Genomic DNA, 23,798 nt, shown 5'->3' with positions numbered 1-23,798 from the left:
CGCAATTTTGACCGTTCGTTACAGATTCGGGGCATGGGGGTGGCCGGGTGCACACGGCTGTCCTCACCGGCGTCGGGTCGGGTCGGGCAGGTCAGGCCAGGGTCTGTGCGGCGCCTTCGGCGGATGAGCGGTCGATGGCGTCCAGGAGCTGGTGGCGCGTGTGGGCGTAGGCGAAGTCGGGGACCGTGCGGGTTCCTTCGCGCAAGTCCCGCCCCAGGTCGGTGTAGAGCGCGGCAACGTTCCTGGCCGGGCCGACGAGGCCCGCGGGGATGCCGACGGAGTACTCGGCGGGCACCTCGAGCGGGGAGACCGCCGTGTCCGTACCGAAGCCGGCCTGGAGCGTGAGGTCGGTGACCTGGATGTTGCCCCACGGAGCGGTCAGGACGATGTCGCCATCGGTGCCGTTGATCTCCCAGCGGAAATTGTCACCGCGGGAGGTGCCGCCGCGGTAGAAGACGGACACCGCGGCGCCGCTGTCGAGGGTGCCGGTGAGGGAGATCTGGTCCGGGGCGGTCACCGGGACGACGGTGTTGCCGTCGTCGGTCACGGTGACCTGCGTGCGGCCCAGGACGAGGTTGGCCGACAGGTGACCGAACTGGCCGAGAGTGACGTTGAGCGCGTCGATGGCGTGGAGGGCGGCGCCGGTCAGCGGAGTGGCGCCCTGCGTCCGGTCGTACCAGTACGCATGGGCCCGGGTGGTCTCCCCGCCCCAGACCATGCCGGAGGCCACCATGCTGGTGCCCAGGACTCGGCCGATCCGGCCGTCCTCGACCAGGCGGCGCGCGAAGCGGAGTTCGGGGTGGTAACGGCCCTGCAGGCCGATCGCGGTGCGAACCCCCGCAGCCTCGGCGCGCCGGGTCAGCTCGGTGGCCTCGGCCAGGTTCAGGGCGAGTGGCCATTCGGCGTAGACCGTCTTGCCGGCGTCGATCGCCGCCGAGATCAGCTCCCGGTGGTGGGGGACCTTGACCGCGACCACGACGACGTCGACCCCGGGATGGGCGAGGAGGTCCGCGTGGTTGTCGAAGGCGGCCTCGACCCCGAACTCCTTCCCGGCAGCGTTCGCGGATTCCTGGCGCGAGGTACTGACGGCGCGCAGTTCGAAGTCCGGCAGTGCCTTCAGGGCGGGTATGTGGCTGATGGAGGCCCAGCCTCCCTGGCTGCCGCCGATGATGCCGACACCGATGGTGCTCATGTTTCACTCCTGCGAATAGGGGCCCAGACGGGCCCATGGGGGTGTGTCTGTCTTGACTTGTTGTTACTTCTTCGGCGCGGAGGGCGGCGTCCAGTTGGGGACGTTGTCCACCCGGAACCGGGACAGCACGGTGCTGTCGATGTACCAGTGGCCGTTGATCCGCTTGTACGTGTCGTGGTACTCGCCGTAGCCGTGGAAGCCGCTCTTGTAGCTGGAGCCGGCCGGGAAGCTCACGTAGTCCTCCATCGCCCAGATTGCCGAGGCGCGGTTGCCATTGACCTTGATCTCCGGGAGGAAGCCCTGGTGGGCGCTGGGGGCGTCGCCGAGCAGCGCCGCCGTCTTCTCGGCGAGCTCCTTGCCGCTGCTGTACTTGGCGCCGACGTCGATCGTGGGGTGGGCGGTGAAGAGCGTGGCCAGCTTCGACCACTGCTTGCTGTCGATGGACCGGAAGTAACGCGCCTTCAACTGCCGGATGTCCTCGATGTCGACCAGCCGCTGCACAGTGGCCGTGTCCGACGCGGTACGGGAGCGTGCCGGGCCGTGCTCGGCCGACGCGGGCTGGGAGGCCCAGGCCGCCGCTCCCGCGCCGCCGCCGACCAGCAGCGTGGCCGCCGCAGCCGCGGCGGCCACGCGAGAGCGCCACGCGGACGGCTTACGGGATTCCTGTTCGTCCATGATGTCTTCCTTTCGGCTCCGCGCCTCGTGGGCGGGCGCGGCAGGTCTTGTCCGGCCTTGAGTTCAGGCCGGCGTTGTGAGCGCGGACGCTGATCCAAGGAGCGCCGCTGCCGGGAGGGCGATCGTTGCGCCGTCCTTGCAGTGAAGCTTATGTGGAACGAAGAGTCAAAAAAAACTTCTGTCCATATGTCATATGGGCAAGTAAAATTTGTACTGCTCGTTCCTGATAGACTCCGGGGCATGGCGCGTATCAGGGAATTCGACACGGAGGCGGCGGTGGAGGCGGCGATGAACGCCTTTCGCCGCAGGGGCTACGAGGGAACGTCGATTCAGGACCTGGTGAGCGCCACCGGCGTGGGGCGCGGATCGCTGTATGCCGCGTTCGGCAGCAAGGAGGGGCTGTACCTGGCGGCCATGGACAGGTACCGCGAACGGTATGCGCTACCTCTGGTCGAGCTCCTGCGCGGCGGAGCCCCGGCTCGCGAACTGCTGCGCGAGGTCCTGGTCGGGACAGTGGACGCGATCGTGCGCGACGGCAGCCGGCAGGCCTGCCTGATCGTAGGCGCCACGACGGAGCGCATCGCACACGACCCCAAGGCCGCAGCGCACGTGCGCTCGACGACCGCCTCACTGGAGGACGCGCTCTGCGAGCTCATCGCGGAAGCGCAGGCAAGTGGGGAGCTGCCCGCCGCCCGCAGTCCCCGCGACCTGGCCCGATTCCTTCTGGTGACCATGCAGGGGCTGAAGGTGATGGGTGCCATCGATCCGGACCGGCCCTCGCTGATGGGGGTCGTCGAAGTGGCCCTGGGCGCCCTTGACTGAACGGGCGCCGCTTGATCCACGACGCATCGCGCCAGGGCGTCTTCAGCGAAGCACCGCGGGCCGCAGGTGGTGACTGCCTCGACCGCCTGGTCGCAGAGGGAGGATCTGGAAGGGACGGCACGATGGCGCCCGACGCCTCCCGGGTCGGCGTGGCCAACGAACCTTTCCATCCTGAAGAACGACCGCGCTCGCGCGATCCGCCTCATCACTGCGCCCCCGTATCTGCGAGGTCCTCGATCGCCAGCCAGGCACGCCGTCCGACCGCTTGATCGGACAGACCTGTCTGTTAGTCTTCAGGTGACGAATCCTAAGGGTCCCCGGAGAGGGTCGAGTAACTGCCATGCCTGCCACGGCCAAGCGCCTCCCGGCGCGCGAGCGCATCCTTACGACGGCGGAAGAGCTGTTCTCCGCCCATGGGCTGCGCGGAGTGGGCGTCGACCGCATCATCGCCGACTCGGGCGTCGCCAAGTCCACCCTGTATGTGCACTTCCCGTCCAAGGACGAACTGGCCGCCGCCTATCTGCGGCGGACCGACGACTCCTGGCGCGGCAAACTGCGGGCCGCTGCGCTGGCGGCCGGTGACAGTCCCCGCGATCAACTGGTGGGTCTGTTCGACGCGGTCACCGCCTCCTACGAACGGCACGGATTTCACGGCTGCCCGTTCATCAACGCCGCCGCCGAGAGCGAGCCGGGGAGCCTCCCGCACACCGTGACCGTCGAACACAAGCGAGCGGTGCGGGCATGGGTGCGCGACCTGGCCGAGGCGGCCGGAGCTGCCGACCCCGCCCAGCTGGCCCTGCAGCTCACCCTGCTGGTCGACGGTGCGCTGGCGGCGGGCAAGCTCGAGCAGGACCCGGCCATGCCTGCCGCCGCCAAGGAGGCGGCACGGTTCGCGGTCGAATACTCCTGCCCGTCTCCTACCACCTGACCCCTCCAGGCCCTCATGCACCCTCTCGGGGCATCTGAGAGATTTTCGGATCGAAAGAAAACAGACCTGTCTGTTCGAAAGGAATACTATGACCACGTCCCGCCCTGCGGCGGCCGCGTCCATGCGCGCGGTTGTGCTGGAGCAGTTCGGCGGCCCGCTGACCCAGAGCGAACTCACGACGCCTGCCGCAGGGGCGGGCCAGGTGCTGGTGCGAGTAGCGGCCAGCGGCGTGAACCCGCTGGACACCAAGATCCGGGCCGGTAAGGCGGCCCACGCTCGCAGCAGGCTGCCCGCCATCCTCGGAGTGGACCTGGCCGGCGTGGTCGAGGCCGTCGGCCCCGAGGTCACCGGCTTCGCCCCGGGCGACGAGGTGTACGGGCTCACCGGCGGCGTCGGCGACCTGCAAGGCTCGCTGGCCGAGTACGCGGCCGTCGACGCCCGGCTGCTTGCGCACAAGCCCGTCTCCTTGAGCCCGCGGGAGGCGGCGGCACTCCCGCTGATCGTCATCACGGCGTGGGAGGGTCTGGTGGACCGGGCGCAGGTGAAGACCGGTCAGCGGGTCCTCGTCCACGGCGGAGCCGGCGGCATCGGGCATGTGGCCATTCAGATCGCCCGGGCGAGGGGAGCCGAGGTCTTTGCGACCGGATCGGCCCGCAGCCTGGAGACCATCGCCCGCCTTGGAGCGACGCCGATCGACTACACCACCACCCCGGTCGAGGACTACGTCGCCCGGCACACCGGTGGTGAGGGCTTCGACATCGTCTTCGACACCGTCGGCGGCGAAACGCTCGACGCCTCCTTCACCGCGGTACGCACCTACACCGGGCATGTGGTCAGCGCCCTGGGTTGGGGCACCCACAGCATTGCACCCTTGTCGTTCCGCGGGGCCACGTACTCGGGCGTCTTCACGCTGCTGCCGATGCTGACCGGACGGGGCCGGGAGCACCACGGGGAGATTCTGCAGGAGACGGCCGCCCTTGTTGACGCCGGGGCGCTCATGCCCATGGTCGATCCCCGGCATTTCACCCTCCATACGGCCGCCGAGGCCCACAAGGCAGTGGAGAGCGGATCCGCCGCAGGCAAGATCATCATCGACGTCGCGGAGTGACCGTTCCGGGTTCAGGCGACGACGTCGGGGTGCATGGCATCTGCGTTGGCATTGGCGTTGAGGATAAGAACGGTCCCGCTCGGAGCACCAGGCGCCCGGAAGGCGTAGAGGTCGCACAGATCGAGGCGCTGGTCGCCGAGTGACAGCCCGAGGCTGAGGCCGGTGAAGTGGTTGGACATGTCAGGCTCTTCCATTGCTCGCCTGTCGAAAACCGTCAGAACGCTCGAACGGTCGTTCTGACGATGGGGCGACCCCAAGGACCCCGATGAGGCCGTCCGCGTACTGCGCCGCGCGGTCGACTTGGGCGTGAACTTCATCAACACGGCCGGCTCCTGATCAAGAGGCCTGCACCCGTACGCCAACGACCTGGTCATCGCCGGCAAGGCCGGACTGAGCCGTCAGGGACCGGATGTGTGAACGCCCATCGGACGCACCACGTGCCTGCGCCGGCAGCCCGAACTGGCCGGGAGTTCGGCCCGGCGCGCTCGCGTGCGGGATGACCAGACCGGTGCTCCGGCAGCCGCCCGTCCGCGATGGCTGTAGCCCGGCCGATGGCATGCTTGGCCTGCCTGCTCCCACTTTGCAGTCGTTGTGGTTGCCCGCCGCCGGCCGCGCGGCGGCGACGATGAGCCGGGCGTCGGCGTCGAGACGACCTTCACTCCCGTGGACGCTGTTGGGGCGAATCGAGGACGCCGTGCGATGCCCTGACGGCAGGGACGCGCACGGCGCTCCCATGTTTACGCGGCGAGGCGTTCGACGAGGGCCTTGGCCTTGGTGGTCGCGTCCTGCAGGGCGCGGTCGCGGGAGGTTTCGCAGAGCGGCACCAGTTCGGCCATGGCCGGGTTGTGCGGGGCCATGGTGAGTTCCGGAACGATGAAGTCGAGGTCGAGGGCGAGCATGTCGGCGAGAGTCGCCGTCAGGTAGTTCTGCACGTACTCGTAGGGCTCCTTCGGGGTGCCGGGCGCGTAGGAGCCGCCACGGCTGGCGACGACGGTGACCGGGGTGCCCTTGGCAGAGGGGTTCTCGCCCGAGGTGCGGCCGTGGAGGATCACGTTGTCCAGCCATGCCTTGAGGGTCGACGGGATCGAGTAGTTGTACATCGGCGCGCCGATCAGCACCGCGTCTGCCTGTTCCAGTTCCTCGATCAGCTGGAGGCGTTCAGCGAAGGCGGCGGCCTGCTCGGGCGAGTGGGCGTTCGGGTCGGTGAAGCCCGCGGTGTGTGCGGCGGCGGTGATCTGCGGGACAGGGGCGACGGAGAGGTCGCGGTAGATCACCGTGCTCTCCGGGTGTTGCTCTTCCCAGGTCTTGCGGAAGGTCTCCGTGACGGCGCGGGAGGCGGAGGCGCCGCCCGCGAACACGGAGGAGTCGATGTGCAGCAACGTGGCCATGGATTATCTCCAGTAGGGGTGACAGGGCGGGCGCCTGCGGCGGGTGCCGTGGGGCTCGTGGTCGGTGAGTCGATGGGGCCGGCGGTCAGGCCGGCGGCCGGGGGCGCAGGACGCCGTCGGGGTCGTAGCGCTTCCACAGGTCGGTGACGCGGGTACCGGTCGGTCCGGGGTAGGCACGTGTGAACGTCGTCTTGTCGGGATTGCTCTCGAAGTTCACGTAGGCGCCGTCGGTGTGTGGGGCGAGCGGCGCCCAGGCGGCGGCCAGCGTGGCGCGGTCGTCCGGCGGGAACGCCGAGGCGATGACGAGGGTGTTCTGATGGCGGTGTGTGAACGCCATGGCAGAGGGGGCCGGGTCGTGGGCTGCGCCGCCGAGCGAACGCAGCTGGACCAGGACCGGGTCGGGGGCGGCCGACGCCGCGACCAGGACGCGGGCGGCATCCGAAGTCATGTCGGTGAGCAGCCCGTTGGTCGAGCTGGAGGGCATCTGCCCGGTGTTGGGGTGCAGGTGGACCGGTGGGACCAGATCTGTATAGGAGACGACATGGGCCTGCTGGGCCATTACGTCACCGATGCCGAGCAGCGGTTCGATGGCGTCGCGGATGACGGACGGGCTGTCCGAGGCCACGACAGCGGTGATGAACGCGGCGGTGGCGGCGCCCTGTGAGGACAGCATCACCGCCGTCGACAGCTCGCGCGGCGCCCGCGCCATGACGGCCTCCCAGCGCCGCAGCGTCTCCCCGGCCGGGTCCACCGCCGCGACCAGCTGCGCATAACCGACGTCACGAAGCTCCATGGCCTCGATCTCGAAGGCCACCGCAATCCCGGCACCCGCGCCGGCCCCGCGCATCACCCACAGCAGGTCGGGCTCGGCCTCGGCATCGGCGCGCACGGCCGATCCGTCGGGCAGGACGACCTCGACGGCGCGGATGTGGTCGACGGTGAGCCCGTACTGCCGTACGAGCCATCCGACGCCGCCCCCGGTGGCGATGCCTCCGACCCCGACATTGCCGTGGTCGCCCGAACTGATCGCGAGCCCGTGCGGGGCGAGCGCCTGGGCGACCTGGGCCCAGCGGGCGCCTGCCTCGACACGGACCAGACGAGAACCGCGGTCGAGGACGTCGACTCGGTGCAGCGCGCTCAGGTCGATGACGAGCCCGCCGTTGTTGGTCCCGCTGCCGGACAGGCCGTGCCCGCCGCTGCGAACGGCCACCCGAAGCCCTGTCTCCCGCGCGAGCCGCAGCGCCGCCGCGACATCGCCCGCGGACTCGGGCAGGACGACAGCGGCCGGGTGGCCCACAGTGGTGTAGGTGGAGCGGAGCAGCCGGTAGCGGCGGTCGTCGGGCATGACCAGCTTGCCGGCCAGCTCGGCCGGCACGGTGGAGAAGGTGCCGTTCATCGCCCGCTCCGGAGGGCGCCGACGCGCTCGCGCACCGCGGGCACGACCTCGGCGGCGAAGAGCGCGAGCTGCTGCTCGGGGTCAGTGGCGGGCCAGAAGACGAAGGTGTCGAAGCCGAGTTCCACAGCCCACTCGGCGAGGCTGTCTGCCCACCGCCGCACATCGCCGACGAGCCCGGGTCCGTCCCCATGGTCGCCGATCACGCCGATCACGTTGTAGACACGCCGGAGCGTCCTCGGGTCGCGGCCTGCGTCGGCGACCGCCTCGTCGATGATCCGCTGACGCGAGGGCACCTCCTGCGGCGGGACGTAGATGTTCAGCGGAGAGATCCAGCCGTCGGCCAACCGGCCGGCAACGGCGAGCATCCTCGGCTTCTGGGCGCCGAGCCAGAGCTCGACGGGCTTCGGGGACACCGGTCCGGCGCGGTAACCGCCGACGGCGTGGTACTGGCTGTGCAGTCGTACGACGCCCCCGGACAGGGCCGTCCGCAGGAGCCCCAGGGACTCCTCGGCGAATGCCACCATGTCCTGTCCGCGTCGCGCCGGTCCGCCCATCGAGGCGATGGCATCGGGAATGCCGCCCCCGCCGACACCGAGTTGGATCCGTCCATCGGTGAGCACGCTCAGCGACGCGGCGGCCTTGGCGAGCATCACCGGCGGACGCAACTGCAGGTCGGCGACGTCGGTGAGGAAGGAGATGCGACCGGTGGCCGCGGACAGATGCGTGATCAGGGTCCAGGCGTCGAGGTGGCCGGGCTGGTAGGGGTGGTCCTGGACGGCGAGGTAGTCCAGGCCCGAGTCCTCCGCCATCCGCGCGAGGCGCCGGGTCTGCGCCCAGGCCCCGGCGGACGGGTCGAGGCTCACTCCGAAGGAGAGTGGACGTCCGTAGTGGCCTGCGCGGCCGGCCACGGCACCGGCCCCGGCGGCTGTTCGCCGACCGCGGCTACGACTTCGACAAGTACCGGCGCTTCATCCGGGCTCGCGGGATCGCACCCAAGATCGCCCGCCGTGGCACCCCGCACGGCTCAGGGCTGGGCAAGACCCGGTGGGTCGTCGAGCGCACCTTCGCCTGGTTGCATCAGTTCAAACGGCTCCGCATCCACTACGAGATACGCGCCGACCTCCACCTCGGACTGCTCCAACTCGCCTGCATCATCATCTGCTTGCGACGCCTCAAAACCTCATTCTGAAACGATCAGTAAGACTTGTCCCGCAAACTGCCTGCTCAGGGCGTGATGGCATGATCGAAGCGTGATCAGTGAACCCGGCCAGTCCGGCGCGATGAGATATGTCCTGTTTGATGTCGATGGCACGTTGATCGACGCCGTGGACAATCAGCGCCTGGTTTGGCGAACGTGGGCAGAGCGATACGGACTGGACCCCGATGAGGTCCATCGAGTGGCGCTGCGGACGAGGCCGATGGAGACCTTCGCGCAGGTTGCTCCGGACCAGGACCCCGGGGAGTGCCTTGCCGCATTGCACGAGCTGGAGGACGAGGACGTCCGCTCCGGCGCCTATACGGCCTTCGGCGGCGCCTCGGAGCTGCTGAGTACTCTGCATCCCGGGTCCTGGGCGCTGGTGACTTCGAACTACGAGCACCGGGTGCGTGGACGTTTCGCACGGACGGGCTTGCCGGTCCCGGAGGTCCTCGTGGATGCGGCCGCCGTAGAGGAAGGCAAGCCGTCGCCTGTGCCGTATCTGCAGGCAGCCGCGCGACTTGGTGCCAAACCGGAGGACTGTCTGGTCATCGAGGACGCCCCTTCCGGGGTGGAGTCCGGGCTGCGTGCCGGGATGACGGTGTGGGGAGTCAACGCCCCTGCGGCGGTGGACGGCGTGCATCGTCACTTCGGCAGCCTGCGCGAAGCGGTCCGCGACGTCCTTGCTTTCGTGTCCGGACCCCGCCTTCACGGGCTGGAGGGATCAGCCGCAGTGGAATGATCTTGATGTGGCTGGTGTGATCACGGCCTCGGAGCCGTCTTGGACAGTCCCGTTCTCCGGGCTGAGCCCGCGCCAGTTCATGAAACTGGTGACGGCGCTGCGTCGCGAGGGGTCGACGCCACCCGCCGGGGCAGGCCGCGGAGCCTGCCGGTGGAACGCCACGTCGTACGGATCCCGGCCAGCGCGGCAGGCTGTACGCAGCTGCGCCGTCAGCACTGCGCCGGCGATGACACCGCGGTCGTAGCGCAGCGGCACCCAGGGTATGTCCCACTGCCCCGCTTCGAGCGGAAGTCGGGGCGCGGCCGGGTCGCCGGGGCCGCCCGGGGGATTGCGGTCCGGCTCGGGAACATCGGTCGGCGGGCGCCGGGCGAAAGCGGCGCCGGGCAGGGCCCAGCGCGCGGTGTAGAGGCGGCACTCCGGGCCTCCGCGCGACGTCCTCGCGTCGGTGATGTCGGTGCAGTGCGCGGCGCGCACGGCGTCCACGATTTGCTCGTCCAGGCCCGGCTCGCGGGGGCGGCCGTGCAGGACGAGGCCGAGGTGGCAGCGGACTTCGGCAAGCAGGTGCCGACCGTGGAACCAGCCACCGCCGTTCATCACGAACACGCGCGCCGTGACGTCAACGGCCGCCAGGGCGACGCCGACCACCGCGGCGACGCGGGCCCGGATCGCGGCGGCCGCAGCGCGGGCGCGCTCGAGCAGAGACTCGATGACGTTGAGTCCACCCCAGAGTTGAGGATGGCGCTCGCCTTCCACCAGGCGCGCAGCTGGGCAGGCGGCCGGGCGCGCTGCTCGGGCGGGCAGGTCTTGCGGGCGGCGATCCGGTTCAGCATGGTGCGGGCCCGCTCGGAGACGACGGGCAGGAACTTCGGCTCGCCGTGGTCGTCGACGGCGGTGACGTACTCGGCCTCCAGCTCCGTGAGGCAGGCGGCGATCCGCCCGCCGCGCCGCGGGTCCAACCGATCAGCTCGTGCGGTACATCTCCATGCCCGGTCGGCGTCCCGGCGTGACCGAGCGCGGCTCAGAGGCCAAACCCAGGGCCTCGACCTCGTTGTGGAGCGCGAACGCGGCGACGGTGTTCTCGTACAGAGCCTCTGTGTGTACAGAACTGTAGGTTCCAATTCGGAATGTCCTATTCCGAATCAGTGGCCTGGGCGTCCTTACACCGTCTCAGTCGGGGACAAGGGGCGTCGTCTCACGATCCTGTCGCCAATGGCCTCGGCGATCTCGCGGAACGGGATGCCCCCGTCCCCAACCGCGTGCCAGCATTTGCCAGCTGGCCCCTTCTCCAGCGCCAAGCGGAACAGCAGCGAACGCTGATGTGCCGTTCGGGTGCAGGGCGTCCGCTGGGTGTGGGCCATACCGGCCGCTGCTGGGCACGGCCGCTGTCGGCCCCGGGGTGGAGTCAGATGGCGAGTACGAGCGCCACGGCGGTGGCCGCAAAGAATGGGATAAGAACGACGGCGGCCAGGGCATTCCCCCGTGTCTCGGGGTTGGCGTAGTCGCCCACCTGAATGTGGTATCCCACTGCACCGGTCATCATGAGGGCCATGCCGATGGCGGCCGCGATGCCCAGGGGCTGCCAGAAGAGTCCCACGACCAGACCTACCGTGGCGGAGATCTCAGCGAATCCAATGAAGCGGACGAGGCCGGCGCTCAGCCCCATGTGCGACTGCAACCCGGCGGAGACGTCGCCTTTGAGGACCGTCTTGGGCGCACCCGCAGCCAGAGTCACGAGGGCCAGGAGCACGCTGAGGATGGCAGCGGTGACGTACATGGGGTGGTTCCTTTCTTGCGGCCACGTCGGGATGGCGTGGTCCTGATAATGCTTGACCTGTCAAGGGGAGTAATTGGAAAGACATCGGATGCGTCGTCGACCAAGCAGTCGAGCTATTCCTGCTCGCGGCCCCGCGGAAGAAGGTCCGCGAGCTCGAGGAGGAACCCAAGGTCCTGCGGAGGGCGGCGAAGCACTTCGTCGGGAGACGCGCTGATAAATCGCTCCCAGTTCGTCGCTGATCACCAGCACCGCCTCAGCGTGAACCGGCGGTGCAGCGTTCTGGGCATCGCCCGCTTCAGATTCTCCCCTGACGCCCCGTGCGGGCCGCCTGCGAACCGACGCGGAATAAGCGCGAAGCCAGCCACTGCCTGCCGTTCACCGGCGGCGCTGGGAGCCTCATCTGCTACCGCAGGGGCCTTGTGGTCGGAACATCGGGGCGCGCGGGCCGCCGCCGGAACGGGCGCCCAGCCCGACCCCAGGCGGCCCGGTTGACCGCTTCGGCCCTGAATGTGCGAGCTGCGGGTGGCGCTACCAGGCGCTCGCGCCGCCGTCGACCGCATAGTTGGCGCCAGTGATGTATGCCGCCCGGTCAGAAGCGAGGAAGGCCGCCAGTTCGACGATCTCCTCGGGCTGGGCGAAGCGCTTGAGGAGCGTCTTGCGGGTGATCGCCTCCCGGGCCGCCTGGTTGTCGCCGAGGTCGCGGTCGCTGGCCGGGGTCAGGACGGGCCCGGGGCTGATCGCCACCGCACGGATCCCATGGGGCGCGCCTTCCAGCGCGAGCTGTCGCGTCATGCCGATGACGCCGGCGTTGGCCGCAGTGTGCCCGACCATCGGGGGGTTCTCGCCTGCGATCATGCCGGCCATGGACGCGACGTTGATGATGACGCCGCCACCGCGCCGGGCCAGGTGCGGCCATGCGAACTTCGACACGAAGAAGGGTATGTCCAGTTCGCCGGCCACGGTCGCCCGCCAGTCGTCGACAGGGAAATCGGGCATCGAGCCGAAGCGCAGCGAGGCCGCGTTATTGTAGACCACATCGAGCCCGCCATAGGCCGCCACGGCGCCTTCGACGAGCCGCTGCGCCTGTTGCGGGTCGGTGAGGTCGATCGGCGCGATGCCCGTCATCTCACCACCTGCGCGACGGACGAGTTCGACAGTCTCCTCGTTGGCATCGACCTGGATGTCGCACCCGACGACCTTTGCGCCTTCTCTCGCAAAAATCAGCGAGGCGACACGGCCCATACCTCCTCCGGTGCCAGTGATCAGCACTACTTTCTGTTCGAGCGTTCCCATGGAAATTCTCCTATCAGTGAATTCTCCGGTGGCTCTGTCATTGCAATCCGCGGGCGGTTCTCCGGGCGCACCCTGTGCGCGGTGTGCCCGGAGGACCAGTCGACCACCGAGGCCTAGACCAGAGCCTCCCGCCAAGGCCCCGAGTGAGTCGCCGGGCAGCGCTACTCGAGGCTGGGGGTCTCGCCACGGAGCTCATCCAGGAACACACCGAAGTTCCCTTCCGACCAGTGCTCGACGGACTGTCCCTGCACCACGCGGTCGATGGAGATTCCGCTGAGGTGGACCTCCCGGCCTGACGCGGGGATCCCGAAGATCGTCCCTGTGTGAACGCCTCCGAAGCTCCAACGCGTGACGACCTTGTCGCCTTCGACGATCTGGTCCAGCACAGTCATCTTGAATCCGTTGAGCCCAGCCTTGATCTCGAGGTCTCCCTTGATCCAGTCCTCGCGGCTCTCCGGGCCGTTGAACCCGTGGAGCACCAGGTCCTTCGAGATGTACCGATCGAAGGCAGCGGCCAGGTCCCCGTTGTAGCTGTTGTAGTACGCCGAGGTGACCTGCAACGGCGACAGGTAGTGGTGCTGCGAGGACGAGTGTCCGGACGCCGCACCGTGCGATCCCTGACCCTGCGCCGCGGCCGGGACGGCCGCAGCGGCCAGGGTGGCGGCGACGGCAAGGCCGGTCATGGCGCCGTTCACCCTCTTGCGCCGTACAGGCGCGGAGCCCGGGGTGAGGACGGCCGCGGCCTCGCGGGCCTTCTTGGAGATCATGGGGCAACTCCTGTCGAACGCGGTCGGTGACTTCCGACCGGAATTTCCTTGACTCGTCAAGCATGCATCCGAGCCTGACAGGCGTCAAGCGCTTCATGATCGGTTCCGCGCAGCCACCTGCAGTCGTGTCCGGCATGACAGACTTCGGGTTCGTGACACGTCGCCGAGCGGCAGGCCGTGTGGCGGCGAGCGAAGACCCTGGGTGCCCGGATCGGCTCACCAGTCCATGCGCCGGTACGGCAGAGGCGGCGAGCTCGACAGAGAGCGCAAACGATCAAGACCAGGGCGACTGAGGCCGAACGGAGCGACGCCGGAGTGACCGACGGAACACAGGCAGAGGCGGGAACCTCGCCGGCGCGCGGGAAGTACGCCCCCGTGCAACTGGACGAGAGCGAGATTCTTCGGCGGGGTCTCGACACCTTCGCCGAACTCGGTTATGCCGCAACGACGGTGAGGGAGCTGGCGCGGCGGCTCGACGCCAGTCACAACTTCATCAACGATCGCTACGGGTCGAAGGAGAACTTCTGGCGCGCTGCGGTGGACTTCGCGCTGCGGGACGCCCAGCCCGCGCTCAACCAGTTGCTGGCGGAGTGCCACGACGATGACGAACGGCTGAGGAAGGTAGTCGTTCAGCTCTATCGTCTGGCCGCGAACGCCTCGGGATTGAATCGGTTGATGTCGGATGAGTCAACTCGCGACTCCAGCCGCTTGGACTATCTCCACCAACGGTTCGTCAAGCCGTTCTGGGACAGCATCGAGCCGACTGTCAACAGCCTCATGGCGGCCGGACGCATTCCACGTGTACCGGCGCACATCCTGTACTTCGCCGTCACCGGTCCCGCGCTGGCCCTGGCACAGGACCCGATCGCCGACCGGCTGAACCCCGCCGCCTCACCGACGGCGGAGCAGGACAGAAGCAGCATGGCCGACGCGCTCTCCGGTCTTGTTCTTCACGGCCTGCTGACAAGGCCGGGCTGAACCGTTCTATCGCTGATGCCGGGTGGGGGGTGTTCCTCGCGATCCTGAACGACAAGGCTGAGAGTGCCGGACGGGAAGTGATGGCCGTGGACCCCTGCAACACCTCCCGGCGGTGTCCCGAATGCGGGCACACCGCCAAGATGACCCTGCCGAACTGGCGGCGCTCCGGGTGGCGTTCGACGTCGATGGCGGAGAGGAGTCGGCTCTTGGCTGGGAGGCAGTCCATGCCTTCGAGGCAGAACACAAAGTCGTGCTGCCCGAGCCGTATCGGACCTTCGTCGCTGAGATAACGGACGGTTCGTACTCCGGGCCGCCCGAATACGGACTGCTGCCGGTTGCCGATTTGCCCAACGACTGGGCCGATGACGAGCAGGAACGCGACCTGAGCAACCCGTTCCCGCTGGCGGCATCATGGATGTGGGAGGAAGACTCGGACCAGTTCGAGGATGCCGACGAGATCCTTGAGCAGGTCTACAACCACGGCTCGATCGTGCTCGGCACCGACGGATGCGCGATGAACTGGCATCTCATCGTGACCGGACCTCACCGAGGACACATCTGGCTGATCACTGACGTCGGCGCTGCCCCCTTCGGCGAGCAGTTCGGGTACACCACCGCTGAACCTGGCTTTGCCGGCTGGGTCCGGCACTGGGCCGCGAACGAGCCCTGGCATGACGCTGCGTAACTCTCCGCGAGTCGTCGAGGCTGGCCCTGCGGCGTCCCCCAGTCGGTGCGGGCGGGTTCGGTGGCAGACTCCTTGAGGAAAGAAGGAGTTGCCATGGGGTTCGGCTTCCGGGTCGGTGTGCCGGGAATGAGTGTGCGGGTCTCGACACCAGGTGTACGTACGTCGGTCGGTCCCCGCGCGGCACGCATCAGCGTCGGCTGCGGCGGTACCCGCGTCTCGTCCGGCCTCGGCCCCTTCTACGCCTCCAGCTCGCTGCGCGGCGCAGGCAGCCGACGCGGTACGAGTACCCGCCGCACGGCCTCGCGCCCCAGGGCCGTGGCGCCTTCGGCGGCGCAGCTCGACCGGGAACGTCGGCAGGCGGACCGGGCACAGCAGGATGCTCAGCGGGATGCAGCTATTGCCCAGTTGACGGAGCTTCGCCGGCAGATGACCAGCGTGCATCTGCAGTCCTTCCCGATGGCGCGCCAGCCCGTCGTGCTTGGGCCTCCCCCGCTGGGCCTGCCCTGGGCGCAAGCTGAGGCTCAGGCGTTCCATCTGCAGCAAGTGGGCCGTTTCGCCCGCGCCGAACGCAGCGCGGCCAAGTCCCGTGCGGCTCTGGAGGCGCCCTCCTTCCTGTCCGCCGAACAGGCACGTCTGCATGCCGCGCACGCATCGCTGTGCGCCGAGGCGGAACACTGGTGGCAGGCGCTCGTAGCGAACGACGAGGAGACCGTCTGCGAGGCAGTGAACACCGCGTTCTCCGACGATCCGGTTTGCATGGCCCCGGACAGACGCCGCGTGCAGACAGCCGTGATTGGCCACGCCGAGTCTGAGGACCCCGTCGTTCTGCCGAGGGAAGCGACAGAACTCGACAGCTTCCGGGAGCGCCATTCCGGCCAGAGCTACTCGTCCGGGGGGTGGCTGGGCGGCTGCGGACACCAACTCACCACCAAGCTCTACACCGACCGCTCCTGTTCCCTGTCAAGTTCTGCGTGTTGAACTGCCGTTTGCCTGTGCCACTGGCCCAAGGTCCAGCTCCTCCCCTCCTGTCCACGGTCGCGCTGAGCTACTCGAGAATCCGAAGACGTGGTCTACAGCTGGCGAAGGCGAGCGAGGATGTACAGCCGCGACGGCGTCGCCAGCGCCTGGAGCGATGGCGCTTCGCGGCGGCTTGGGGAGCACCAGCCGGAGCAACGAGTTCGTCCCATCCGCGGGTGTTGACAGTGCTCGTGATGTCGGCCCGATGCTGGCCTCACGAGCAGTGGAGTGGTGCTGCGGCGCTCGGGGCTCAAGCGCGGGGCTGCATGTACTCGAAGACAGAGCCGTCCGGGTGGCGGGCGACGGTCCTGGTGCCGTTGGGTACTTCGTTGGGTGCTTCGAGGATCTCGGCGCCGGCTGGCGAGGGTGTCGAGAACGGGGGTCAGGGATTCGACGATGACGGTCGCGTTCTGCGAGACGTACTTCTCCAGCGGGCCGGAGTGGAGCAGGAAGGGGCCTACCAGTGCCAACTCCGTTCGCGGTAGGGGAATCGGCGGACTTCCGCGGCCCCGGGCAGGTCCTGGTGGAGAGGGACCGCGTCTTCGAGGTTCTCTACTTCCACGTTTGCGATCATTGCTCGGATGTTGCTGCTCACGGAGACCTTCCTTGCTCAGTTGCCGGTGAAGGCGGGTAGTCGGTGTAGCCCTCGGTGTGACCGGCGTAGTAGGTGTCCCGGTCGCCGTCGGCCAGCGGGTGGCCCTGCGCGAAGCGCTCGACCAGGTCGGGGTTGGCGATGAAGGGGGCGCCGAAGGAGACCGCGTTGACGATCCCGTGGTCGAGGATCTCGTTGCCGAGGGCCTGGGTGAAGCCGAGGTTGGCGACGATGTTGCCCTGGTAGTGGGCGCGGTACCGGGAGAAGAGGGCGATGCGCTCCTCGATGGTGCCGGGGGTGCCCAGGAGGTGCAGGTAGGCCAGGTTGCTGTCGTTGAGCTTCTTGAGCAGCTGGTCGTAGTCGGCGAGTGTCTCCTCGTCCGCGGTGAACGTGGTTCCGTTGGCCCAGCCCGGGGACATCTTCACGCTGATGCGGTCGCTGCCCCACACGTCACCGACGACGTCAAGGATGTCGAGGAGGAACTGGGCCCGCTTCTCGCTGCTGCCTCCGTAGGCGTCGGTGCGCTGGTTGAGACGTGGGTTGAGGAACTGCGGGATCAAGTGGGACTGATGGGCGTGGATTTCCACGCCGTCGAAGCCGGCGCGGCGGGCGTTCTCGGCCGCCTGACGGTAGTCGGCGATGGTGGCCGCGATCTCAGCGGCGGCGTAGGCGCGCGGGGTGACGGTGTCCTTCGGGCCGGAGGGGGTGAAGGACTTCTCGCCGGGGTTGATGGCCGAGGGTCCGGCGGGCAGGCGGCCGCCGAGGTGGTCGGGGTGCTAGGCCGCGCCGAGATGGCCGAACTGGGAGACGATCCGCCCGCCGGCCTCGTGGACGGCTTCGGTGACCTTCACCCAGCCGGCGGTCTGCGTGTCGCTGTAGATGCCGGGCGCGTGGATGAAACCGATCGCGTCGGCGTTGACCCAGGTTCCCTCGGTGACGATCAGGCCGGCGCCGGCGCGCTGTGCGTAGTAGGTCGCGTGCAGGTCGGTGGGGGCCAGCTCGGCGTTCTGGGCGCGGGCGCGGGTCATGGGAGCCATGACGACGCTGTTGGGGAGCTCCAGCGCGCCGAGACGGACGGGCTGCAGCAGGGGCTGGGTGGTGGTCATGAGCAACTTCCTTGTGCTGAGGGGGGTGGATGAGGAGGAGAGCGAGGAATGGGCGAGGGCCCGGCTCAGTCCTGTTCGAGGGCGTGGAGGCCGGAGAGTGGGCCGCCGAGCTGCATGAGGCGTCCGCCCTCGCGCAAGGAGCCGAGGTCGACGGGGGCGAAGCCGAAGGCGGCGGTGAGGCCCTTGACGGTGGTCTTGGCGTCGGCGTCGTCACCGGCGAGGAACAGCACCTGGCGTCCGGCCTGGTGGCGCGGGTCGGCTGCGATGTACTGGCCGTAGAGGGTGTTGAACGCCTTGACGACGCGAGCTCCGGGCAGCAGTGAGGCGACGTGTTCGCTCCCGGTCAGCTCGCCCAGGTCGGCGATCTTCGTGTGCGGGGGCGGGGAGGCGAAGGCTGTCCCTCCGCCTCCCTGGTCGCCGACGCCGGACGGCACAGCGAAGCCATGCAGAGCGCGTACGCCGAAGGCGTCGAGGGTTACCTCACCGGCTTCGCCGCCGAGTTCCTGCGCGAAGCCGAGGAGAAGGGCCACGAGTTCGACCCGGCCGAGGCCCGCCACAAGGCCATCCGCCTGCTCAGCGAAATGGTCGGCGCGCTGATGCTCGCCCGCGCCGTATGCCACGTCCAGCCCGAACTCTCCGACGAGATCCTGCACACCGGCCACCCGATTCCGCCAGCCCCTATGGCGTGTATCGAAAGTATTTTCTAGGAGATCGTCAGGCTGCCCGGCTACGGTGCGGGCATGGTGAATTTCGTGCTGGTTGCAGGTGCACGGCTCGGGGCGTGGGCGTGGGGCGAGGTGGTGCCGCATCTGCGCGCGGCTGGCCACGGCGTCTATCCGTTGACGCTGTCCGGTCTTGCTGACAAGCAGGGTGTACCGGCGGGGCAAGCGACGCACGTCCAGGACATCGTTGCCGAGGTAGAACGCCAGGGTCTGCGTGACGTAGTCCTGGTGGGTCACAGCTACTCGGGCATCCCGGTGGGTCAGGCCGCGGAGCGGATCGGTGACCGACTGGCCCGCGTGGTATTCGTCGACTCAAGTGTTCCAACTGACGGCGAGTCGTTTGTCTCCGCCTGGCCGGACGGCGGGGCGGCAGTGGAGGCATCGATCGCCGAGAACGGAGGGTTTTGGCCGCTCGCACCAGCCGCTCATTACGACGGCGAAGGTCTCACCCATGAGCAGATCGCACGCCTCGTGCGTGGCTCGACGCCTCACCCAGGTGCCACGCTGACCGAGCCCGCTGTGCTGGCGGGGCCGCTCGGTGAACTTCCGGCGACATACATCCTGTGCGTGATGCCGGGGACCGAGCCTGACGACGCCGAGCCCGACGAAGATGTGACCGAGCTGCTGAACAGCAAGCGCTGGCGGCTGGTCAAGATGGACACCGGCCATTGGCCGATGTTCTCCCAGCCGCGCGCGCTGGCGCAGATTCTCCTCAATGCTGCCGTGGAGTGAGAGCACCCGCCGTTGGTGGACGGTGTGACCGGCCGCTACTTCGAGGACAACCAGGAGGCACGGGCCGTCCAGGGCGACGAGGCGCCGTCCGGAGGCTTCGCGACCCACGCGCTCGATCCGGAGTCGGCGGACCGGCTCTGGGAGTACGCCACCGAGGCCTTCCGGCTCTGACTGTCCGCGAATGCTGCGCCCGCAGCGGGCTTCGGCGCAGCATTCGCGACTTCGACGGATCCACCCCCCGCAGTCGTTGAACGTTCACCGCATGCGCGGCCGGTGCCGCGTCAGTCGGGTTGCAGGACGAAGTCGTACTCGGCGTGTAGGTAGGGCTCTTCGAGAGTGCTTCCGTCGGGTGCGACTCCTGCCGGTCGCTCGGTGAACCGCACGACCAGCGCGTCCTTCGTACCGAAGACCACGTCGCTGTCGAGATACTCGCTGCCCTCCTGGAACAGGTGGGTGATCAGCCGCTGGTACCCCGGCTCCTCGATGAGGAAATGGACGTGAGCGGGACGGAAGTAGCTGATGTCGGTCCTGCGCATCAGGTCACCCACTGGGCCGTCCATCGGGATGGCGTACCCGCGTGGCGCGATGGTGCGGATGCAGTAGGTGCCGTCCTCCCGGGTCCGGTACTTCGCCCGCAGGCGGGCTTCGTCGATGTCGGGCATCTGGGACTCGTAGGTGCCGTCGGCATCGGCCTGCCATGCGTCGAGTACGGCGTGAGCAACGGGTTCGCCCTCAATGTCGGTGACCTTGCCGGTGAAGAACAGCGGTGTTCCCGGAATGCCGTCCGACATGTCGAAGCCGTACGACGCTGCGGGCGACCCGTCGATGTGGAACGGCCCCAGCACGGTGGCGGGGGTCGCCTGCGGCGAGTACCTGTTGTTCAGCTGCACCACGAGCATGCTCAGTCCGAGCACGTCGGAGGTAAGAATGAGTTCCTGACGCTTCTCACTGCTTATCCGGCCGGCCGCGGTCAGCCATTCGATCGCGGCCATCCATTCGTCTTCGGTCAGCTGCACGTCCCGGGCAAACGCGTGCAGGTGCCGGACCAACGCGGTCATCAACTCCGCCAGACGCGGCGAGTGGGCGGTGGCCCAGCGCTGAACGGCAAGGTCGGTGATGTTGTCCTCGTCGACAAACATGGTTGCTCCTCGGTATGCCTTGCGGATGTGGTGACGACCGTTGTGCTGCCGGTTGCCGCCGGGCGGCTGGTGGGCGTACCCGGCGGCCGAGCTCCATGCGCGCGCCCTCGTCGTCGATCGGGTCCGACCCGTGGTCGCAACGCTGATCAGCGAGCGCCGGGCAACGGGCCCGCGCGGCTGAGGCGGGCCGGGGTCGGCCTCACGGCCGAGCACCGCCTCTTCCTCGGCCTGACCCTCCGACGGCCGGACGTCGATGCCGTGTCGTGCGCGGTGCGGGGGCACGCTCTCGGCCTGCTGCCGGATGGAGGCGGCGTCAGCCGGTGCGGCCTTCTCCCAACGGATCGAGGGTGAAGGGGTCCGGCGCAACGGAGGTGTTGTTGAGGTCGACCGAGAGGAAGACGTCACGCGCGACCGGGTGGCGAAGTTCCTCGGCGAGCTGCCCGATCAGTCCGGCGGCGCGGGCCAGCAGCGCGAACCCGCGAAGCAGCGGCAGTGGCAGGCCGAGATCGGCGAGCGCGGCGCCGCAGACGCCCGCCCCGTTGAGCGGCAGCGTCTTGCCCAGCACGTCCGGATGGACCCGGCCGATGGCGGCGAACAGCGACAGGTGCGGACCGAACAGACCCTCCTCCGTCGCGATCTGCATCAGTCTCGGCGTCCGGGGATCGCCCGCCTTGTGGACGTGGTGTCCCAGCCCGGGCACGAATTTCGCGGCTGCGCGCTGCTCCTGCACCGTGCGCAATGCCACCTCGTCCCAGCCCGCTTCGTCGGACGGCACAGCGCCGCGGAGCGACTCCAGCACGTCGTGCAGGAATCGGCCGGTGTCCTCGGTGACGCCGAGGAATCGCGAGCCGCCGCCGAGCAGGCCGGCGGCGAGGGCGCCCTGGATGGAGTCCGGCGCGGACAGGTACGTCAGCCGGGTGACGATGGCAGTGGGGGTGAACCCGTGGTCGGCCAGCGCGGCGAGCACCGCCTCGAAGACCCGTGTCTCTCCGGGGCTCGGCCGCCGCTGCGTGGCCAGCCAGAACGCCAGTTCACCGAAGCCCACCGAACCCATGATGTCCTCGGCCAGGTCATGACCGAGCAGGGTGATGGTCTTCAGGTCGGACGCGCCCAGGGCAGTGCGATACACGGGGCGGGTGTGCGGCTCAGTCACGGTTTGCCTCCTCGGGCTCGGACAACCACTTGCGGAGCGCGTCGCCGTGTTCGTCGAGCTCCGGCGGCGGCAGCCGATAGGTGGCCGGCGTGGCGGAGAAGCGGATCGGGTGACGTGTCGTGGGTACCGCGCGCTCCCCCTCTCCGACGGTGACGATCGGTTCCAGCTCGAACCGCTCGGCCATGGCGAACCCACCGTCGATGGTGTTGATCGGCCCGCTCGGCACGCCGGCGTCGACCAGCAGCTCGAACCATTCGTTGGCACCGCGTGCGGCCAGCTGTTCGACCAGGAGCGGCCGGAGCTGCTCGCGGTTGGCCGTGCGGTCCGCATTGCGGGCGAAGCGCGAGTCGTCGGCGACCTCGGGGATGCCGAGTACCTCGCACAGCTTGCGGAACTGCCCGTCGTTGGCGGCGGTCACGATGAGGTCGTTGTCCGCGGTGGGCAGTGGTTCGTACGGGAACACGCTGGGGTGGGCGTTGCCCATCCGGTACGGCACGGTTCCGCCTGCGACGAAGGCCGAGCTGTGGTTTACCAGTCCGGTGAGCGCCGAGGACAGCAGGTTCACCTCGACGAGCTGGCCGTCGCCGGTCGCGTCGCGGTGGCGCAGCGCTGCCAGGATGCCGATCGTGGCGTGGTTGCCGGCCATCACGTCGAACACGGAGATCCCGGCCCGGAAGGGCGGCCCGTCCGGATCGCCCGTCAGGCTCATCAAGCCCGAGATGGCCTGCACCATGAGGTCGTAACCGGGCACGTGGCGACCCGAACCTGAGCCGAACCCCGTGATCGACGTGTAGATCACGCCAGGGTTGTCGCGGTGGACCGCCTCGAAGTCCAGCCCGTACTTCGCCAGCCCGCCGGGTTTGAAGTTCTCGATCACCACGTCCGCGCGGCGCGCCAGTTCACGCGCGATGGCGGCGTCGGCCTCGTCACGGAGGTCCAGTGCGATCGAGCGCTTCCCACGGTTGATCCCGAGGTAGTAGGTCGAGACCTCACCCCGTACAGGAGGCATCCAGGTCCGGGTGTCGTCACCGTGGCGCCCCTCGACCTTGACGACGTCGGCCCCCAGGTCCGCCAGCAGCATGGTGGCGTACGGCCCGGCAAGGATCCGCGAGAAATCCGCCACCAGCACTCCGGACAGTGGCCCCGCGACACCCGAGCGAGCGGAAGTGACGCTCTCTGACATCGACCTTGCCTCTTTCTGTCCGATCAACGGACAAGTGTCCGCTGATGTGATTCTGAGTCGCGGACAGCGTGGACGTCAAGGTTTCCGGACCGCGCCCGTCGGCCGGATCACGTGCGGCGCGGACTCGAGCCGTGCGAAGTCCACGCTGATTTCGCCCGCGGCCTGCAGGAGAAGCGGCAGATAGTCGTTGAGCAGGACCTCCACCGAGGTCTCGGCAGCATGCGCGTTCACATTGACACTCGCGATGACGCGCCCGGATCCGTCGCGCAGTGGCGCGGCCACCGATCGGATACCCCTCGCGAGCTGCTCGTCGGTCATCGCCCAGCCCCGCGCGCGGACCTCCCGCAGCCCCGCCTCCCATTCCGCACGGTCCGGCTGCCACACCGGGGCCAGGCCCGAGCGGCTCGGCTCGGCCAGGATCCGGGCCACCTCGTCCGACGGCAGCGCAGCCAGCAGGACCTTGCCCAAAGACGTCTGGAGCGCCGGGAATCTGGTCCCGATCTGCACAGCGAGCGCGACGATCTTCGGCACGGACACCCGGGAAACGTAAACGATGTCCGAGCCGTCGAGCTGCGCGATCGAACAGGACTCATTCGTACGCTCGACCAGCCACTCCAGGTGCGGCCGCGCCACGTCCCACAGCCCCATCGAGCGGACGTAGGCGACGCCGAGGTCGAGCACCCGGGGGGTGAGCGCAAACCCACCGGCCTGCTGCCGTACGTATCCCAGCTCGGCCAGGGTGAGCAGGATCCGGCGGGCGGTCGGCCTGGCCAGCCCCGTCGCGTTCGACATGTCGGTCAGCGACATCACCGGCTGCCGGGGCTGGAACGCGGTGATCACCTCCAGTCCTCGGGCCAGCGCCTCGATGAAATCGGGCCCTGTTCCTTCGCGGGGCATGGGGTCTCCTCTTGGTGTGCTGTGGTCGTGATGACCAGGAAGTGGCAACGATCGTCCGTTCTGCGGACAGCCTGAGGGTGGCACTTTACGCAGCAGATTGCGTCCTGGCACGCAGGAGCCCGCCGATCGGCGGCCTACCCCGACCGTGGTGCGGACATCTCGAACCAGATCTCGCCATGCCCGGATCGAGATCAGGGTATTGACATCCTGATTTGGCTAATTCATCATCACTCGGCAGCGATTGACCGTCATACGGACGTCGGTCCGAAAATGTGGATGGACTCCTGCAACGTAATCGTCGCCCGGCCCCTCCA

General features: G+C 68.6%; 23 protein-coding genes and 5 pseudogenes. 13 read left to right on the top strand and 15 right to left on the bottom strand.

Going from position 1 to position 23,798, the window contains the following annotated elements; all coding sequences use genetic code 11:
* Nucleotides 1-91 precede the first annotated feature (91 nt).
* Both OG963_RS42655 and OG963_RS42650 read right to left on the bottom strand, forming a co-directional pair.
* Nucleotides 92-1,192, bottom strand: a complete 1,101-nt coding sequence (locus OG963_RS42655; protein ID WP_371800226.1) for a Gfo/Idh/MocA family protein — start codon at nucleotides 1,190-1,192, stop codon at nucleotides 92-94.
* 63 nt (nucleotides 1,193-1,255) lie between these two features.
* Nucleotides 1,256-1,867 carry a nuclear transport factor 2 family protein gene (locus tag OG963_RS42650; protein WP_371800225.1) on the bottom strand — a complete coding sequence of 204 codons (612 nt, stop codon included), beginning with the start codon at nucleotides 1,865-1,867 and terminating at the stop codon, nucleotides 1,256-1,258.
* Between the two features lie 240 nt (nucleotides 1,868-2,107).
* Here OG963_RS42650 and OG963_RS42645 point away from each other — a divergent pair, with 240 nt between their 5' ends.
* The 3 genes from OG963_RS42645 to OG963_RS42635 all read left to right on the top strand — a co-directional run bounded on the left by OG963_RS42645 (nucleotide 2,108) and on the right by OG963_RS42635 (nucleotide 4,725).
* The gene (locus OG963_RS42645; RefSeq protein WP_371800224.1) at nucleotides 2,108-2,689 is read left to right on the top strand and encodes a TetR/AcrR family transcriptional regulator; all 582 of its coding nucleotides are present in this window, start codon (nucleotides 2,108-2,110) and stop codon (nucleotides 2,687-2,689) included.
* Between the two features lie 340 nt (nucleotides 2,690-3,029).
* Entirely contained in the window at nucleotides 3,030-3,617 is a 588-nt protein-coding gene (locus OG963_RS42640) for a TetR/AcrR family transcriptional regulator (protein ID WP_319741184.1), read from the top strand.
* Nucleotides 3,618-3,705: 88 nt separating this feature from the next.
* A complete protein-coding gene (locus tag OG963_RS42635) occupies nucleotides 3,706-4,725 on the top strand; it encodes a zinc-dependent alcohol dehydrogenase family protein (RefSeq protein WP_371800223.1) in 1,020 nt (339 codons plus the stop codon).
* 11 nt (nucleotides 4,726-4,736) lie between these two features.
* Here OG963_RS42635 and OG963_RS42630 read toward each other — a convergent pair whose 3' ends face one another.
* From OG963_RS42630 to OG963_RS42615, 4 genes are all read right to left on the bottom strand, one after another.
* On the bottom strand, nucleotides 4,737-4,904 hold the full coding sequence (locus OG963_RS42630) for a hypothetical protein (protein WP_371800222.1): 168 nt from the start codon (nucleotides 4,902-4,904) through the stop codon (nucleotides 4,737-4,739).
* 558 nt (nucleotides 4,905-5,462) lie between these two features.
* On the bottom strand, nucleotides 5,463-6,113 hold the full coding sequence (locus OG963_RS42625) for an FMN-dependent NADH-azoreductase (RefSeq protein WP_371800221.1): 651 nt from the start codon (nucleotides 6,111-6,113) through the stop codon (nucleotides 5,463-5,465).
* Between the two features lie 85 nt (nucleotides 6,114-6,198).
* A complete protein-coding gene (locus OG963_RS42620; RefSeq protein ID WP_371800220.1) occupies nucleotides 6,199-7,509 on the bottom strand; it encodes an FAD-binding oxidoreductase in 1,311 nt (436 codons plus the stop codon).
* Nucleotides 7,506-8,372, bottom strand: coding sequence for an LLM class flavin-dependent oxidoreductase (locus tag OG963_RS42615; RefSeq protein WP_371800219.1), 867 nt, complete (start codon nucleotides 8,370-8,372; stop codon nucleotides 7,506-7,508). Before OG963_RS42615 ends, OG963_RS42620 begins: the two co-directional genes overlap by 4 nt.
* 26 nt (nucleotides 8,373-8,398) lie before the next feature.
* Here OG963_RS42615 and OG963_RS42610 point away from each other — a divergent pair.
* From OG963_RS42610 to OG963_RS42600, 3 genes and pseudogenes are all read left to right on the top strand, one after another.
* Nucleotides 8,399-8,698 (top strand): annotated as a pseudogene (locus OG963_RS42610) (transposase); the annotation flags it as partial.
* Nucleotides 8,699-8,759: 61 nt separating this feature from the next.
* Nucleotides 8,760-9,446 (top strand): HAD-IA family hydrolase, encoded by a 687-nt coding sequence (locus tag OG963_RS42605; RefSeq protein WP_319741192.1) that lies wholly within the window; start codon nucleotides 8,760-8,762, stop codon nucleotides 9,444-9,446.
* A 7-nt stretch (nucleotides 9,447-9,453) separates the two neighbouring features.
* A pseudogene (locus tag OG963_RS42600) lies at nucleotides 9,454-9,626 on the top strand (IS5/IS1182 family transposase); the annotation flags it as partial.
* 1,222 nt (nucleotides 9,627-10,848) lie between these two features.
* On the opposite strand, the gene OG963_RS42595 reads toward OG963_RS42600, so the two are convergent.
* From OG963_RS42595 to OG963_RS42585, 3 genes are all read right to left on the bottom strand, one after another.
* Nucleotides 10,849-11,220 carry a DoxX family protein gene (locus OG963_RS42595; protein ID WP_319741193.1) on the bottom strand — a complete coding sequence of 124 codons (372 nt, stop codon included), beginning with the start codon at nucleotides 11,218-11,220 and terminating at the stop codon, nucleotides 10,849-10,851.
* 528 nt (nucleotides 11,221-11,748) lie between these two features.
* On the bottom strand, nucleotides 11,749-12,513 hold the full coding sequence (locus tag OG963_RS42590) for an SDR family NAD(P)-dependent oxidoreductase (RefSeq protein ID WP_319741194.1): 765 nt from the start codon (nucleotides 12,511-12,513) through the stop codon (nucleotides 11,749-11,751).
* 161 nt (nucleotides 12,514-12,674) lie between these two features.
* On the bottom strand, nucleotides 12,675-13,280 hold the full coding sequence (locus OG963_RS42585; protein ID WP_371800218.1) for an ester cyclase: 606 nt from the start codon (nucleotides 13,278-13,280) through the stop codon (nucleotides 12,675-12,677).
* Nucleotides 13,281-13,457: 177 nt separating this feature from the next.
* Between OG963_RS42585 and OG963_RS42580 the strand changes: the two genes are divergently transcribed.
* The 4 genes and pseudogenes from OG963_RS42580 to OG963_RS42565 all read left to right on the top strand — a co-directional run bounded on the left by OG963_RS42580 (nucleotide 13,458) and on the right by OG963_RS42565 (nucleotide 15,921).
* Nucleotides 13,458-14,258 (top strand): TetR/AcrR family transcriptional regulator, encoded by an 801-nt coding sequence (locus OG963_RS42580; protein ID WP_371800217.1) that lies wholly within the window; start codon nucleotides 13,458-13,460, stop codon nucleotides 14,256-14,258.
* Nucleotides 14,240-14,398, top strand: a pseudogene (locus tag OG963_RS42575) (zinc ribbon domain-containing protein); the annotation flags it as partial. The gene OG963_RS42580 and the pseudogene OG963_RS42575, both read left to right, overlap by 19 nt.
* A complete protein-coding gene (locus OG963_RS42570) occupies nucleotides 14,380-14,943 on the top strand; it encodes an SMI1/KNR4 family protein (protein WP_371800216.1) in 564 nt (187 codons plus the stop codon). The pseudogene OG963_RS42575 and the gene OG963_RS42570, both read left to right, overlap by 19 nt.
* A 93-nt stretch (nucleotides 14,944-15,036) precedes the next feature.
* Nucleotides 15,037-15,921, top strand: coding sequence for a hypothetical protein (locus OG963_RS42565; protein ID WP_371800215.1), 885 nt, complete (start codon nucleotides 15,037-15,039; stop codon nucleotides 15,919-15,921).
* A gap of 630 nt (nucleotides 15,922-16,551) precedes the next feature.
* Here OG963_RS42565 and OG963_RS42560 read toward each other — a convergent pair.
* Nucleotides 16,552-17,658: pseudogene (locus OG963_RS42560) on the bottom strand (alkene reductase).
* A gap of 65 nt (nucleotides 17,659-17,723) precedes the next feature.
* A pseudogene (locus tag OG963_RS42555) lies at nucleotides 17,724-18,050 on the bottom strand (NADPH-dependent F420 reductase); the annotation flags it as partial.
* Nucleotides 18,051-18,101: 51 nt separating this feature from the next.
* On the opposite strand from OG963_RS42555, the gene OG963_RS42550 reads away from it, so the two are divergent.
* From OG963_RS42550 to OG963_RS42540, 3 genes are read left to right on the top strand one after another with little or no spacing between them, the layout of a single operon-like run.
* Entirely contained in the window at nucleotides 18,102-18,365 is a 264-nt protein-coding gene (locus tag OG963_RS42550; protein WP_371800214.1) for a hypothetical protein, read from the top strand.
* A gap of 33 nt (nucleotides 18,366-18,398) precedes the next feature.
* Entirely contained in the window at nucleotides 18,399-19,112 is a 714-nt protein-coding gene (locus OG963_RS42545) for an alpha/beta fold hydrolase (protein WP_371800213.1), read from the top strand.
* A gap of 15 nt (nucleotides 19,113-19,127) precedes the next feature.
* The gene (locus tag OG963_RS42540) at nucleotides 19,128-19,283 is read left to right on the top strand and encodes a hypothetical protein (protein WP_319741198.1); all 156 of its coding nucleotides are present in this window, start codon (nucleotides 19,128-19,130) and stop codon (nucleotides 19,281-19,283) included.
* Nucleotides 19,284-19,393: 110 nt separating this feature from the next.
* Here OG963_RS42540 and OG963_RS42535 read toward each other — a convergent pair whose 3' ends face one another.
* The 4 genes from OG963_RS42535 to OG963_RS42520 all read right to left on the bottom strand — a co-directional run bounded on the left by OG963_RS42535 (nucleotide 19,394) and on the right by OG963_RS42520 (nucleotide 23,484).
* Nucleotides 19,394-20,251 (bottom strand): dioxygenase, encoded by an 858-nt coding sequence (locus tag OG963_RS42535; RefSeq protein ID WP_319741199.1) that lies wholly within the window; start codon nucleotides 20,249-20,251, stop codon nucleotides 19,394-19,396.
* Nucleotides 20,252-20,564: 313 nt separating this feature from the next.
* The gene (locus OG963_RS42530) at nucleotides 20,565-21,404 is read right to left on the bottom strand and encodes a citryl-CoA lyase (RefSeq protein ID WP_319741200.1); all 840 of its coding nucleotides are present in this window, start codon (nucleotides 21,402-21,404) and stop codon (nucleotides 20,565-20,567) included.
* Nucleotides 21,397-22,587: a CaiB/BaiF CoA-transferase family protein gene (locus OG963_RS42525; RefSeq protein ID WP_319741201.1), complete on the bottom strand. Its 1,191-nt coding sequence runs from the start codon at nucleotides 22,585-22,587 to the stop codon at nucleotides 21,397-21,399. The genes OG963_RS42530 and OG963_RS42525 overlap by 8 nt, the downstream gene beginning before the upstream one ends.
* Before the next feature lie 75 nt (nucleotides 22,588-22,662).
* Nucleotides 22,663-23,484 carry an IclR family transcriptional regulator C-terminal domain-containing protein gene (locus tag OG963_RS42520; RefSeq protein ID WP_371800212.1) on the bottom strand — a complete coding sequence of 274 codons (822 nt, stop codon included), beginning with the start codon at nucleotides 23,482-23,484 and terminating at the stop codon, nucleotides 22,663-22,665.
* Nucleotides 23,485-23,798 lie beyond the last annotated feature (314 nt).

Origin of the sequence: Streptomyces sp. NBC_01707 (assembly GCF_041438805.1) — a bacterium.
Classification (GTDB): domain Bacteria; phylum Actinomycetota; class Actinomycetes; order Streptomycetales; family Streptomycetaceae; genus Streptomyces.
Note: the sequence above shows the minus strand (reverse complement) of the source record. Positions and strands in the feature narration are given on the sequence as shown.